The organism is Rhodopseudomonas sp. WA056, assembly GCF_010906995.1.
Classification (GTDB): Bacteria; Pseudomonadota; Alphaproteobacteria; order Rhizobiales; family Xanthobacteraceae; genus Rhodopseudomonas; species Rhodopseudomonas palustris_G.
On sequence record NZ_QPFS01000050.1, the window covers coordinates 1 to 13679 of the forward strand.

A 13679-nucleotide genomic window follows, 5' to 3' on the forward strand; every position below is an offset into this window, starting at 1 on the left:
CCCTCTCCCGCCTGCGGGAGAGGGCTGGGGTGAGGGCGCCGCAGGCACAATGCTCGTGGCCCCCCACCCCCGACCCCTCCCCGCAGGGGGGAGGGGAGAACAGGCGCTGCGGCGTGGTACACTTCCCCAATGACTGATCCCTCCCGCCTCGTCACCCCCGAGCGCCGCGGCGATGATCTCGGCGATGCGGCGCTGCGGCCGCAGAATTTGTCCGAGTTCGTCGGCCAGCAGCAAGCGCGCGCCAATCTGCAGGTGTTCATCGACGCCGCGCGCAAGCGCAAGGAAGCGCTCGATCATGTGCTGTTCGTCGGCCCGCCCGGTCTCGGCAAGACCACGCTGGCGCAGATCGTCGCCCGCGAGCTCGGCGTCGGGTTTCGCGCCACCTCCGGCCCGGTGATCGCCAAGGCCGGCGATCTCGCCGCGCTGCTGACCAATCTCGAAGAACGCGACGTGCTGTTCATCGACGAGATCCACCGACTCAGCCCGTCGGTCGAGGAGGTGCTGTATCCGGCGATGGAGGATTTCCAGCTCGATTTGATCATCGGCGAGGGCCCGGCGGCGCGCTCGGTGAAGATCGATTTGTCGAAATTCACGCTGGTCGGCGCGACCACGCGCGCGGGCCTCTTGACCAATCCGCTGCGCGATCGCTTCGGCATTCCGGTGCGGCTGAACTTCTACACCATCGATGAGCTGGAGAGCATCGTGCGGCGCGGCGCGCGCGTCCTCGGCACGCCGATCACCAATGACGGCGCCAACGAGATCGCCCGCCGCGCCCGCGGCACGCCGCGCATCGCCGGCCGGCTGCTGCGCCGGGTCCGCGACTTCGCCTCACACGCCGATGCCGAAGCGATCGACCGCGCCATCGCCGACCACGCCCTTCAGGCGCTGGAAGTCGACAGCGCCGGGCTGGACGCGATGGACCGGCGCTATCTCTCGACGATCGCGTTGAATTATGGCGGCGGCCCGGTCGGCGTCGAGACCATGGCGGCGGCGCTGTCCGAGCCGCGCGACGCGATCGAGGACATCATCGAGCCGTATCTGATCCAGTGCGGCTACCTGCAGCGCACCCCGCGCGGCCGCCTGCTCACCGACCACGCCTTCCGCCACCTCGGCCTTGCCGCCCCGTCGCGTGACCCGTCGCAGTTCGGGTTGTTCGGGGGGGAGGAGGAGGGATGATGGCCGCGGATCTCCTCCACCGCATGCGGCGCAATCCGGCGGCGGACCGGACGATCGCCGATGTCGAGAAGGTGTGCCGTGATCACGGTCTGCTGTTCCGGGCCGGAACGGGCTCGCACTGCCACGCAAAACACCCGGCAAGCGACGGAAATTCTGACGATCCCGGCCCGCCTTCCGATCCAAGCCGGTCTTCTCGCATCGGCCATGACGACATCGATAGCTTCCCGCTTTTGCATCACAGGTAGACTGAGTTGCCCCACCCCCTCGACGGCGCCATCATCGACGGCGCTCACCACATGCACGTCCGGGTCTACTACGAAGACACCGACTTCTCCGGCATTGTCTATCACGCCAACTATCTGCGCTTCATGGAGCGCGGGCGAACCAACTACCTGCGGTTACTCGGCGCGGCGCAGAGTGAGTTGTTCGAGGAGGCCGAAAACGAGACGCCGGGCTTCGCCTTCGTGGTGCGGGCGATGCAGCTCGACTTTCTCAGATCCGCCAAGATGGACGATCTGCTCGAGGTGATCACCCGGCCGATCGAAGTCCGCGGCGCCTCGATCACGATGCAGCAGCAGATCAAGCGCGGCGATCTCGTGCTGATGGAGGCCAAGGTCAAGGTCGCGTTCGTCTCCGGCGGTCGAGCCCGACCGATCCCGGTACCGCTGCGGCTCGCGATGAAGGCGGATGTTAACTGATCCTGTGTGCGGTTTCGTACCGGAGCTAGGGTGCCGGTCCGATTGATGGTAAACAGTTCGGGTCGCTCGTTTCATCCCCCCTGCGCCTGGATTGCCCATGACTGCTAAGCCCCATCGGATCGTGATCGTCGGCGGCGGTGCCGGCGGCCTGGAACTCGCCACGGCCCTCGGGGACAAATACGGAAAGTCGGATGCCGTTCGCGTCACCCTGGTCGATCGCAGCCGAACCCATATCTGGAAGCCGCTGCTGCATGCGATTGCGGCCGGCTCGCTGCGCCGTTCCCAGCACGAGCTGAACTATCTGGCCCAGGCGCATTGGCACGGCTTCCATTATCGCCTCGGCGAGATGAACGGCCTCGACCGCGCCCGCAAGGTGATCAAGCTGGCGCCGGTGGTCGACGACGAGGGCCGCGAGATCAATCCGGAGAGCGAGCTCGGTTACGACACGCTGGTGATCGCGGTCGGCAGCGTCACCAATGATTTCGGCACCCCGGGGGCGCGCGAGCACGCGGTGCCGCTGGAGACGCCGGAGCAGGCGTCGCGCTTCAACAAGCGCATGGTCAATGCCTGTCTGCGCGCCCAGCATCAGCACACCCCGATCGAGCCCGGTCAGCTCCACGTTGCGATCATCGGCGCCGGTGCCACCGGCACCGAGCTCGCCGCCGAGCTGCATCACACCGCGCGCGAGATCATCGCCTACGGGCTCGACAAGATCGATCCCGCGCACGACCTCAAGATCGTGCTGATCGAAGCCGCGCCGCGGATTCTGCCGGCGCTGCCGCCGCGAATCTCGGACGCGACGCTCAAGCTGCTGCAAGACCTCGGCGTCGAGGTGCGGACCGGGGCTCGCGTGGCGGAAGTGCTCGATCATGCGGTCCGTCTCGCCGACGGCGAGGTCATTCCGTCGGAACTGGTGGTGTGGGCCGCCGGCGTGCGTGCGCCGGATTTCCTCAAGGAGATCGACGGGCTCGATACCAACCGGATCAACCAGCTCGTGGTCCGCCCGACGCTGCAGTCCACCCGGGACGACGACGTGTTCGGAATGGGCGACTGTGCCGCCTGTGCGATCCCCGGTTATGAGAACGGCATCCCGCCGCGGGCGCAGGCCGCCCATCAGGAGGCGGAGTTCATGCTGGAGCAGATCGAGAAGCGGCTGAAGGGCGAGCCGCTCGGCGAGTTCCGCTATCGCGATCTCGGCTCGCTGGTGTCGCTCGGCAAGTACTCGGCCGTCGGCAATCTGATGGGCTCGCTGGTCGGCAAGAGCTTCCTGATCGAAGGCTATTTCGCCCGCTTCATGTACAGCTCGCTGTATAAGATGCACGAAGCCGCGCTGTACGGTCGCGGCCGCACGCTGCTCAGCGTGCTGTCCGGCGCGACACGGCCCACCCCCACTGTGAAGCTGCATTAGCCTGCCAGGCGGCCTTCGGGCCGCCCCGGTGTCTCCCGGACAGCCTCTGTAGCCGCCGTCGGTTAGATTGGCCGCGTAACGGCTGATTCGGGCGCACAGGGAGGCGAAGCGTGACGAGGGGAGTGCAGCCGCGCGAGGTGCCGTTGATGGGGCAGGGCGAGCGCGATCTGCGGCTCGATTTCCTGCGCGGGGTCGGCCAATGGATGATATTCGTCGATCACATCCCGTACAATTTCCTCAACTGGTTCACGCTGCGCAATTACGGCTTCTGCGACGCCGCCGAGTTCTTCGTCTACATCTCCGGCTATTCGATCGGCTTTGCCTACGGGCCAGCGGTGCGCGCCGGCGAAATGGTCGCCGCCACCAAGCGGCTGTGGACCCGCGCCGTGCAGCTCTATGTGGCGCACATCTTCCTGTTTCTGTTCTTCACCGCGCAGATTTCCCGCGCGGCGCGTCGTTTCGACAATCCGATGTACAAGGACGAGTTCAACGTCGCACAGTTTCTCGCCAATCCCGATGTGATGATCCAGCAGGCGCTGCTGCTCACCTACAAGCCGGTCAATCTCGATGTGCTGCCGCTGTACATCGTGCTGGTCGTCGCCGCGCCGCTGATCTTGTGGGGACTGCTGCGCAGGCCGACTCTGACGCTGGTGTGCTCGGGCCTGCTGTACTTCGTCTCCCGCCACTTCGGCTGGAACCTGCCGTCGTTTCCGGACGGGCATTGGTACTTCAACCCGTTCGCCTGGCAGTTCCTGTTCGTGTTCGGCATCTGGTGCGGCTTCGGCAACGGCCCGCAGATCCGTCCCTGGGTGAAGTCGCTGCCCAACCAGATTCTGAGCTGGACCATCGTGGTGGTCGCGCTGGTGATCGCGCTGTCGTGGAATTTCGAAGCGCTGTACGGCCTGGTGCCGGAGTCGATCGGCAAGATCCTGTATCCGATCGACAAGACCAGCCTGGCGCCGGTGCGGCTGATCCATTTCCTGGCACTGCTCGCGATTGTGGTGAAACTGCTGCCGCCGGATCTGCCGGCGCTGCGCTCGGAGTATCTGCGGCCGATCATCCTGTGCGGCCAGCGCTCGCTGCCGGTGTTCTGCTTCGGTGTGATCCTCGCTTTCGCGGCGCAGTGGATCCTGGTTCAGGTTTCGGGCAGCATCGCGATGCAGATCCTGGTCAGCGTCGGCGGCATCGGACTTCTGACCGGTGTCGCCTGGCTCGCCACCTGGTATCGAACTCTGCCGATCCTGGTGGCGGTCCCTCCCACAGTTCCGGTCGATCACGGTGAACCGAGGCGGTCGCACGCCGAAGCTGAAGCGAGCCCGGAGCCGCCCCGGCCAACGAACGAGCCGGCCGGGCGCGCTTGACTCCCTGTACCGATCGGTACAGTCTCGCTGCGTCCGTTCGCAGTGGAGAAGCCGTCATGTCGCGTCCGCCGTTGCCACCGTTCACCCGCGAGACCGCCGCCCAGAAGGTGCGGATGGCCGAAGACGCCTGGAATTCGCATGATCCTGCGCGGGTGGCGCTCGCCTATACGCCAGACAGCCGTTGGCGGAATCGTGCCGAGTTTCTGCAAGGCCGTGACGCGATCGTCGAATTCCTGACCCGCAAATGGGCGAAGGAGCACGACTACCGGTTGGTCAAGGATCTCTGGGCGTTCGACGACCGGTTCATCGCCGTGCGTTTTCAATACGAGTGGCACGACGACGCCGGGCTTTGGTATCGCTCCTACGGCAACGAGCAGTGGGAGTTCGACGACGACGGTCTGATGCGCCGGCGCGAGGCCAGCATCAACGACGTCGCGATCAGCGAGGGCGACCGCCGCTTCCACTGGCCGGCGCCGGGGCCTCGTCCGGCCGATGTGTCGGGGCTCGCCGCAGAACCGTTCTGAGACCGTGTCGGGAGAGACATGAAGGATCGAGCCACCCTGCTGCCGCTGCTCGGCGAGGTGTTCCGCGCCCACGGCTACGAAGGGGCGTCGCTGGCGCTGATCAGCGAGGCGACGGGACTCGGCAAAGGCAGCCTGTATCATTTCTTCCCCGGCGGCAAAAAGCAGATGGCCGAGGAGGTGCTGGCCGAGATCGACGGCTGGTTCGAAACCCACATCTTCGCGCCGCTGCGCGAGCCCGACGATCCGCGGGCTGCGATTGCGGCAATGCTGGCCGGCGTCGACGACTATTTTCGTTCCGGTCATCGCGTCTGCCTGGTCGGCGTGATCGCGCTCGGTCATGCGCGCGACGAGTTTGCCGCGCCGGTGAACGACTATTTCGCCCGCTGGCAGGATGCGCTGGCGGCAGCGCTGCGCCGCTGCGGCTCATCGGCGGCCACGGCCCGGCGCTGCGCCGAGGATGCGGTGCTGTCGATCCAGGGGGCCCTTGTGCTGGCGCGCGCACGCGACGACGCCAAGATATTTACGCGCGCGCTGGCGGAGTTGAAGGCACGGCTGCTGACGTAATTTCGACTCTCTCTCCCCGCTCACTGTGCAACCTCTCCCGCTTGCAGGAGAGGCGCGGATCGCGCAGCGATCCGGGTTTGGGGCACTCCGCTCTGGAACCGGGATGCCCGCCTTGGCCGACGCAAACTTCTTCGCCATGCTGTCGGGCAACCGCGACGCGGATCGTCTTGCAGTCATGGAGAAACGCCGCATGCTCTACGCCATCCTCTGCTATCACGATGAGAATTTCGTCGGCTCCTGGAGTCGGGAAGAGGACGCCGCCGTGATGGAGAAGTTGAAGGCGGTTCATCGCAAGCTCGCCGAAGCCGGCCGTCTCGGGCCGGTGGCGCGGCTGCTGCCGACCACTGCGGCGACGACCCTGCGCAAGGATTCCGAGCCGGCGGTGGTGATCGACGGCCCGTTCGCCGAGACCAAGGAGCAGTTGCTCGGCTTCTACGTGGTCGAGTGCGACGATCTCGACGCCGCGCTTGACGTTGCGCGCGATCTCGGCCGCGCCAATCCGGGCGGGGCATACGAGATCCGCCCGATCGGCCTGTTCACACCCGGGACTGCGCAGTCATGACCGATCTCGCCTGGATCGAAACCGCGATCATTGCGGCGCGGCCCCAGGCGATCGGTGCGCTGCTGCGCTACTTCCGCGATCTCGATACCGCCGAGGAGGCGTTCCAGAACGCCTGCCTGCGGGCGCTGAAGGCCTGGCCGCAGAACGGACCGCCGCGCGATCCGGCCGCCTGGCTGATCATGGTCGGCCGCAACGTCGCGATCGACGATCTGCGTCGTGGCAAGAAGCAACAACCGCTTCCCGATGATGCTGTGATTTCCGATCTCGGCGATGCCGAGGACGCGCTCGCCGAGCGGCTAGACGGCTCGCACTATCGCGACGACATTCTGCGGCTGCTGTTCATCTGCTGCCATCCCGAACTGCCGCCGACACAGCAGATCGCACTGGCGCTGCGCATCGTCTCGGGATTGACGGTGCCGCAGATCGCCCGCGCATTCCTGATCTCCGATGCGGCGATGGAACAGCGCATCACCCGCGCCAAGGCCAGGGTGGCGCGGGCCGGCGTGCCGTTCGAGACACCAGGCGCGGTCGAGCGCGCCGAGCGGCTCGGCGCGGTCGCGGCGATGATCTATCTGGTGTTCAACGAGGGCTATTCGGCGGCGGGCGAGAGCGCCGGGGTTCGCGCGCCGCTGTGCGAGGAAGCGATCCGGCTGGCGCGATTGCTGCTGCGGCTGTTCCCGGCCGAGCCCGAGATCATGGGGCTGACGGCTCTGATGCTGCTGCATCATGCCCGCACCGCGGCGCGGTTCGACGCGGACGGTGGACTCGTCCTGCTCGAGGATCAGGATCGCGGCCTGTGGAACGCCACGATGATTGCCGAGGGGCTGGCGCTGATCGACAAGGCGATGCGGCACAGCCGCACCGGAGCCTATCAGATCCAGGCGGCGATCGCGGCGCTGCACGCGCGCGCGCCGCGCTACGAGGATACGGATTGGGCGCAGATCGATCTACTGTACGGCTCGCTGGAGGTTCTGCAGCCGTCGCCGGTGGTGACGCTCAACCGCGCGGTGGCGGTGGCCAAGCTGCGCGGCCCGGAAGCGGCACTGGCGATGATCGAGCCGCTCGAGGCGCGGCTCGGCAGCTACTTTCACTATTTCGGCGCCAAGGGCGCGCTGCTGCTCCAGCAGGGACGCGGTGATGAAGCCCGCATCGCCTTCGATCGCGCGATCGCGCTCGCCCGCACTCCCGCCGAGGCCTCGCACATCCGGATGCATCTCGATCGGCTGATGCAGGAAAACGAGGCCGCAGGGCGTGCGAGCGCGTAGTCGTCGGATCGGCTCAGCGACTAACTGGTCTTGCGTTCGCCGCGCAGCGACGGCAGGCCGATGCCGGCGGCATCGAAGCCGCCATCCACCGCCAGGATCTGCCCGGTGATGTAGCTGGCTCGCTCGCTGCACAGGAAGAAGATCGCCTCCGCCAGCTCTTCCTCCAGGCCGTAGCGGGCCATCGGAATTGCATCGCGATAGTCGGAGCGGATGTCCTGCGTGTGCACCTGCTTGGCCATCGCGGTGTCGACCGGGCCGGGCGCGACGCCGTTGACGCGAATGCCGAGCGCGGCGAGTTCGACCGCGCATTGCTTGGTGAAGTGCGCCAACCCGGCCTTGCTCGAGCCGTAGGCGACGCGCAGCGTCGAGGCGCGCAGCGACGAGATCGACGTGATGTTGACGATCGCGCCGCCGCCGGAATCGCGCATCAGCGGCACAGCGGCCCGGGTCATCAGGAACGGGCCGGTGAGGTTGACCTCCATCACCCGCTGCCATTCGTCGGGCGTGGTGTCCATCAGGGGCTTGAACACCGCGATGCCGGCGTTGTTCACCAGCGCATCGAGCCGGCCGAACCGTTCGGTGACGGCGGTGATGTCGCGGGCGATCGACTGGCCGTCGGCGACGTCGCAATGCAGCGCGATCGTGCGGTCCGGTAGCGCCAGCGCCTGCATCGCCGTGCGCAGCGCATCATCGTCCATATCGAGCAGCGCCACCGACCAGCCATCGGCGAGAAAGCGTTTGGCTGCCGCCAGTCCGATGCCGCGTGCGGCGCCGGTTACCAGCGCGACTCGAGTCGTGGATGAGGTCATGGGCGTTCCAGTCATGTGAGTGTCGTCGGGCGGGAGGATCATCGGCGCCGGCGTCGTGCGCAGGGCACCACAGGTTACCAGGCACACATGCAGTGCCGAGCCGAACCTGTCCAGTGCGGTTCGTTCAAACGCGGCGCGCGGTCGCGGCCGATCGCGGTTTGGAACAAGTCGACGACATCTGGTTTACATCGAACTGAAATACAACTGCGCGTCCAGGCGGGGCCGACTCCGCCTTTGATGATTTGGGAGGTTTGCATGCAAGACGAAATCGAACAGCGCATTCGCCATCGCGCCAACGAGCTGTGGCAGGCCCAGGGCCAGCCCGATGGTCGCAGCGAGGAATTCTGGCTACAGGCGGAAAAAGAGGTTCGCGGTGAAAAGGAAACCTACGATCAGCTCAAGTCGGATCCGAACGTCACCACCAATAGCTGACCTCACAGCAACTCACTGATGACGATTCGGCGAAGCGCCACCGTGCAGGCTGCCACCGTGCATCTTGCCGGCGGCGCTTCGCGTGATTTTCGAGCGGTCAGTCTTCAGCGCACTGCACTCAGTCGTCAGCGCACGTAGAAGACCACGCTGGCGATCGTCAGCAATGCCGCGGCGGCCAGCAGATGCGCCAGCGCGCGCGAGGCGGCGAGTTTGGTGGTGTCGTTCATGCGATTCTCTCCCCAGCTTGCAGAGCCTTGGCTGCGGCCCGCGGGCATCACGATCGGACACGACCTGCGGCGCAGGTACGACCCGGCGACACCGTGCCGGACTTGATCGTTGATGAGATACGCTGAACACCCCGCGACGACCATTCGCACTTCGAGTCCCCACTCTGCGAATAGTGACGGCCGCAGGCTGGTCACTCAATGCGGCGGCAATTTGTCGGTGAATTTGTGCGCTGCCGTGCGTTGCGCTGCAAATCTTTCGCACCTTGTCGGGGCGCGCCGTCGCTGATCGTCTTCAAATTGCCAATCGAGCAGGAGAGACCGACGATGCGATTCATGATGCTGATGATCCCGAAGGGCTACGAGAGCGCGGAGCCCGGCGTATTGCCGGCCGCGGAAGCTGTCGCGGCGATGATGAAGTACAACGAGGCGCTGCAGCAGTCCGGCGTGCTGATTACTTGCGAGGGCCTGCATCCGCCGTCGATGGGCGCACGCGTCGGTTTCGGCACCGGCAAGCCGGTGGTCACCGACGGCCCGTTCGCGGAGGTGAAGGAAGTGCTCGGCGGCTACTGGCTGATCGAGGTCGCCTCCCGCGAGGAGGCGATCGCCTGGGCGATGCGCTGCCCGGCGGGACCGGACGAGATCATCGAAATTCGCCAGGTGCAGGAGACGGCCGACTTCCCCGCCGAGGTTCAGAATGAACTGGCCGGGTTCGAGGCCATGCAGGCCGCCGGCCGCCGCTGAACGGCCGCCCGGAAAAGCCCGGGGCCGGTGCAACTGCGTTAGTGACCTTCACATCGCCCTCATGTTAAAGCCCTTCACATGAGCTGGCGCAAGGACCAGAGCCGCGCCGAGCGCGGCTACCACCACGGCAATCTGAAGGAGGCGCTGCTGCAGGCGGCGCTCGGGCTGATCGCGGAGAAGGGGCCGGGCGGCTTCACCTTCGCCGATGCCGCGCGGATGGCCGGCGTCAGTCCGGCTGCCCCTTACCGCCACTTCCGTGACCGCGACGAGCTGCTGTCCAACATCGCCGAGCGCGGCTTCGAGCGGTTCGAGCAGGTACTGGCGAAAGCCTGGGATGACGGCCGGCCGGACACTGTGACGGCTTTCATGCGGGTCGGGCACGCCTATCTGAGCTTCGCCCGCAACGAGCCGGCCTATTACGCCGCGATGTTCGAATCCGGGGTTCCGGTCGACGTCAATCCGATGCTGCTGACCTCGTCGGAGCGCGCCTTCAACGTGATCCGGGCTGCGGCCGAAAGGCTGGCCGCGTTGACCCCGCCCGGTGTGGCGCGGCCGCCGGCGCTGATGATGGCGTTGCATATCTGGTCGATGTCGCACGGCATCGCCTCGCTGTTCGGCCGAGGCGACGGTGCCCGGCGCAAGTTGCCGATGGCGCCCGAGGAATTGCTGGAAGCGGGCGTGCTGATCTATCTGCGCGGCCTTGGGTTCCGCAGCGACCAGGCGATGGAAGCTGGGAAGCCCGCCGAGCCGAAGCGCGCCGGGCCTTGGGGCTCGCCGGCCTGATCGAGGAGCTCACTGCAAGGTGAGCCCTGCGGCGAAAAATCCGTCAAACCGATTTCGGTCTTGCTTGACAAACAGGGGCGACACCCCAACTATGTAAATGTTATTTACATTCACAACGGCACCGAGCCGATGGAGAAGCAAATGGCCAACGCCGCTGACTACAATCGATGGGGCTCGTCCGAAGCGCGCTACCAGCCCGCGCTCCGGCCGTCGTGGCATCCCGGCTGGATCCTGCTGACGGTGGCCGGCTTCATCGTCTGGTGGCCGATCGGCCTCGCCCTTCTTTTGTACACACTCTGGAGCAGAAACATGGGTTGCTGGGATCGCGATCGCTTCGCGGGCAAAATGGAGCGGATGCAGTCGAAGATGGACCGGATGCGGTCGCGCATGGACGGCTTCGGCTTCGGCCAGCCGTCGAGCGGCAACCGCGCATTCGACGAGTATCGGATGGAGACGTTGCGCCGGCTCGAAGAAGAGCAGGTCCAGTTCAAGGAATTCCTGGAGCGCCTGCGCCACGCCAAGGACAAGGAAGAGTTCGACGCCTTCATGGCCCAGCATCGGACCAAGCCGAATCCGTCGCCCGACAATTCGGCGCAGGGCTGATCAGCGCCCTGATCCGACCCTCCAGCGCCAACGCCGCCCGCCTGTGCCCCCAGGCGGGCGGCGTCTTTTTTGTCGCAAGCGCCACTCGCGGCAATGTCACACCACGCACGGCTGCCTCGTCCTATGCTCGTCAACCAAGGGAGACGACCATGACACCGCGCCTCAACCCCGCCGCTGCTGCGCCCGACGCCTACAAGGCGATGGTCGCGCTGGAGAGCTACATCCAGGGCAGCGGCCTCGACCCGAGCCTGATCGAACTGGTCAAGATGCGCGCCTCGCAGATCAACGGCTGCGCGTTCTGCCTCGACATGCACAGCAAGGACGCCCGCGCCCATGGCGAGACCGAGCAGCGGCTGTATCTGCTCGACGCCTGGCGGGAATCGCCGCTCTACACCGACCGCGAACGCGCCGCGCTGGGCTGGACCGAGGCGCTGACGCTGATCGCGCAGACACGGGCTCCGGACGAGGACTACGCGGCTTTGAAGTCGCATTTCAGCGATGCCGAGCAGGTCAAGCTGACGATCCTGATCGGCACCATCAACACCTGGAACAGGATCGCGGTCGGCTTCAGGTTGTTGCATCCGGTCGCAGCCGTGGCGCATGCCAAAGCCTCCTGACGTCGTCGCTTCCCACGATGCCGCAGCGAACTTCGCGCCGCTGCGGCCGCGCCTGCTGCGCGTCGCTTATCGGATGCTCGGCTCGCTCAGCGAGGCCGAAGACGTGGTGCAGGACGCGTACTTGCGCTGGCACCGCACGGATCGCGGCGAGGTTCGCGATCCGGCGGGGTTTCTCACCCGCGTCGTCACCAGGCTCTGTCTCGACGTTCTGAAGTCGGCGCGGAACCGGCGTGAGTCCTATGTCGGGCCGTGGCTGCCGGAGCCGATCTTGACACCCGAATTCGAACCGGACGGCGATGACATCACGCTGACCCTGATGCTGGCGCTGGAGCGGCTGTCGCCGCTGGAGCGCGCCGCGTTTCTGCTGCACGACGTGTTCGGTGTCGGCTTCGACGAGATCGCCGCGACGCTCGACCGTGATGCCGCCGCATGCCGGCAACTCGCGGCGCGTGCGCGGGCGCATGTCCGCTCGGAGCGGCCGCGGTTTCCCGTCTCGGCCGAGCAGGGGCGGGCGATCGCCGCCGCGTTCTTCCAGGCTTCGCGCAGCGGCGATCTGGCCGCGCTGACGTCGCTGCTGGCGGGCGAAGCGGTGTTCGTCAGCGACGGCGGCGGCAAGCGGCCGGCCGCCATCAATCCCGTGCGCGGCGCCGATCGGGTGGCGCGACTGCTGGCCGGGATCGCCCGCAAGGTGGGGGCCGGGGCGAGCGCGCTGCTCGCCGTGCAATCGATCGACGGCCTGCCGGGCTTCGTATCGTGCGAACCGGATGGCCTGCTCCAGACCACGGCGCTTGAAATCGTCGGGGGACGGATCGTCGCGATCTACGTGGTTCGGAACCCCGACAAGCTCCGCCGTCTGGTCGGGGGCGCGGCCGCCGCCGGTCCGCACCGATCCGCCGGCCGGCCGTGACCGGCGGCGAGCGGCCGATCATTGGTATTTTCGCTGTCGTAGTAACCCCTTATTAACCCTGATGAGGGTTTGGTGAGGAACGTCAAAATGCGGCGTCAGCCCTTGTTTTGACACGTTGACGGGTGAATGAGGGGCCGGCCTCGGACGGGCCATCCCCTGCGACAACTGAAGGCTCCACGGTGGCGCTTGGGCCAGATCGCGGCGCGTGGCCGCGGGGAGCCGGAGCCTTTGGCGGACTCGGGCCGATGCCGAAACGTGTGAGAGGATTGCGACGATGAACCCGGCCGACGTGACACAGCTTGCTCCGGCGGTCTCCACGGACGTGTCGCTGCTGTCGTTGTTCTGGCACGCGCATTGGGTCGTCAAGTCGATCATGCTCGGCCTGCTCGGCTGTTCGGTCTGGGTCTGGGCGATCGCGATAGACAAGCTGCTGTTGTTCTCGCGCACCCGCCGCGCGATGGATCGCTTCGAGCAGGCGTTCTGGTCCGGCGAGTCGATCGACGAATTGTACCGGGCGCTGTCGGCCAAGCCGACGCATTCGATGGCGGCCTGTTTCGTCGCCGCGATGCGCGAGTGGAAGCGCTCGTTCGAAAGTCATTCGCGTTCGTTCGCCGGCCTGCAGATGCGGATCGAGAAGGTGATGAACGTCTCGATCGCGCGCGAGGTCGAGCGGCTGGAGCGCCGCTTGCTGGTGCTGGCGACGGTCGGCTCGGCCGGCCCGTTCGTCGGCCTGTTCGGCACCGTCTGGGGCATCATGTCGAGCTTCCAGTCGATCGCCGCATCGAAGAACACCTCGCTGGCGGTGGTCGCGCCCGGTATCGCCGAGGCGCTGTTCGCAACCGCGATCGGCCTGATCGCCGCAATTCCGGCGACAATTTTCTACAATAAGTTCACGTCGGAGGTGAACCGGCAGACGCAGCGGCTGGAAGGTTTCGCCGACGAGTTCTCGGCGATCCTGTCGCGGCAGATCGACGAACGCACGTGAACGGAGGCCAGGTGAGC

At 66.3% G+C, this 13679-nt stretch carries 17 protein-coding genes; 16 read left to right on the forward strand and 1 reads right to left on the reverse strand.

Translation table 11 applies throughout. The annotated features are described in order from the left end of the window. The first annotated feature begins 129 nt into the window (after positions 1-129). The 9 genes from ruvB to DU475_RS11990 all read left to right on the forward strand — a co-directional run bounded on the left by ruvB (position 130) and on the right by DU475_RS11990 (position 7558). Positions 130-1176 (forward strand): Holliday junction branch migration DNA helicase RuvB, encoded by a 1047-nt coding sequence (gene ruvB / locus DU475_RS11950; RefSeq protein ID WP_013501047.1) that lies wholly within the window; start codon positions 130-132, stop codon positions 1174-1176. Continuing rightward, the gene (locus DU475_RS11955; RefSeq protein WP_164632283.1) at positions 1176-1421 is read left to right on the forward strand and encodes a hypothetical protein; all 246 of its coding nucleotides are present in this window, start codon (positions 1176-1178) and stop codon (positions 1419-1421) included. The genes ruvB and DU475_RS11955 overlap by 1 nt, the downstream gene beginning before the upstream one ends. Before the next feature lie 51 nt (positions 1422-1472). Next, entirely contained in the window at positions 1473-1874 is a 402-nt protein-coding gene (gene ybgC, locus DU475_RS11960; RefSeq protein WP_047308982.1) for a tol-pal system-associated acyl-CoA thioesterase, read from the forward strand. 97 nt (positions 1875-1971) lie between these two features. Next, positions 1972-3282, forward strand: coding sequence for an NAD(P)/FAD-dependent oxidoreductase (locus tag DU475_RS11965; protein ID WP_164632284.1), 1311 nt, complete (start codon positions 1972-1974; stop codon positions 3280-3282). Between the two features lie 146 nt (positions 3283-3428). Next, complete coding sequence (locus DU475_RS11970; protein ID WP_205524347.1) at positions 3429-4643, forward strand: OpgC domain-containing protein; 1215 nt, start codon at positions 3429-3431, stop codon at positions 4641-4643. A 56-nt stretch (positions 4644-4699) separates the two neighbouring features. After that, on the forward strand, positions 4700-5167 hold the full coding sequence (locus DU475_RS11975) for a nuclear transport factor 2 family protein (RefSeq protein ID WP_164632286.1): 468 nt from the start codon (positions 4700-4702) through the stop codon (positions 5165-5167). An 18-nt stretch (positions 5168-5185) separates the two neighbouring features. Further along, the gene (locus DU475_RS11980) at positions 5186-5731 is read left to right on the forward strand and encodes a TetR/AcrR family transcriptional regulator (RefSeq protein ID WP_013501053.1); all 546 of its coding nucleotides are present in this window, start codon (positions 5186-5188) and stop codon (positions 5729-5731) included. Positions 5732-5921: 190 nt separating this feature from the next. Continuing rightward, positions 5922-6293, forward strand: coding sequence for a YciI family protein (locus DU475_RS11985; RefSeq protein ID WP_142884146.1), 372 nt, complete (start codon positions 5922-5924; stop codon positions 6291-6293). Further along, positions 6290-7558: an RNA polymerase sigma factor gene (locus DU475_RS11990; RefSeq protein ID WP_013501055.1), complete on the forward strand. Its 1269-nt coding sequence runs from the start codon at positions 6290-6292 to the stop codon at positions 7556-7558. Before DU475_RS11985 ends, DU475_RS11990 begins: the two co-directional genes overlap by 4 nt. A gap of 20 nt (positions 7559-7578) precedes the next feature. Here DU475_RS11990 and DU475_RS11995 read toward each other — a convergent pair whose 3' ends face one another. After that, positions 7579-8367 carry an SDR family NAD(P)-dependent oxidoreductase gene (locus tag DU475_RS11995; RefSeq protein WP_047308986.1) on the reverse strand — a complete coding sequence of 263 codons (789 nt, stop codon included), beginning with the start codon at positions 8365-8367 and terminating at the stop codon, positions 7579-7581. A gap of 255 nt (positions 8368-8622) precedes the next feature. On the opposite strand from DU475_RS11995, the gene DU475_RS12000 reads away from it, so the two are divergent. The 7 genes from DU475_RS12000 to tolQ all read left to right on the forward strand — a co-directional run bounded on the left by DU475_RS12000 (position 8623) and on the right by tolQ (position 13662). After that, a complete protein-coding gene (locus DU475_RS12000; RefSeq protein ID WP_013501057.1) occupies positions 8623-8799 on the forward strand; it encodes a DUF2934 domain-containing protein in 177 nt (58 codons plus the stop codon). A 551-nt stretch (positions 8800-9350) separates the two neighbouring features. Beyond that, positions 9351-9767 carry a YciI family protein gene (locus DU475_RS12005; RefSeq protein WP_142881974.1) on the forward strand — a complete coding sequence of 139 codons (417 nt, stop codon included), beginning with the start codon at positions 9351-9353 and terminating at the stop codon, positions 9765-9767. A gap of 78 nt (positions 9768-9845) precedes the next feature. After that, positions 9846-10550, forward strand: coding sequence for a TetR/AcrR family transcriptional regulator (locus DU475_RS12010; RefSeq protein ID WP_142881975.1), 705 nt, complete (start codon positions 9846-9848; stop codon positions 10548-10550). Positions 10551-10691: 141 nt separating this feature from the next. Beyond that, positions 10692-11153: a DUF2852 domain-containing protein gene (locus tag DU475_RS12015; RefSeq protein ID WP_013501060.1), complete on the forward strand. Its 462-nt coding sequence runs from the start codon at positions 10692-10694 to the stop codon at positions 11151-11153. A 149-nt stretch (positions 11154-11302) separates the two neighbouring features. Further along, positions 11303-11770, forward strand: a complete 468-nt coding sequence (locus DU475_RS12020) for a carboxymuconolactone decarboxylase family protein (protein WP_164632287.1) — start codon at positions 11303-11305, stop codon at positions 11768-11770. Further along, positions 11754-12677 (forward strand): sigma-70 family RNA polymerase sigma factor, encoded by a 924-nt coding sequence (locus tag DU475_RS12025; protein ID WP_013501062.1) that lies wholly within the window; start codon positions 11754-11756, stop codon positions 12675-12677. The genes DU475_RS12020 and DU475_RS12025 overlap by 17 nt, the downstream gene beginning before the upstream one ends. A 274-nt stretch (positions 12678-12951) precedes the next feature. Next, positions 12952-13662 (forward strand): protein TolQ, encoded by a 711-nt coding sequence (gene tolQ, locus DU475_RS12030; RefSeq protein WP_013501063.1) that lies wholly within the window; start codon positions 12952-12954, stop codon positions 13660-13662. The last annotated feature ends 17 nt before the right edge of the window (positions 13663-13679 follow it).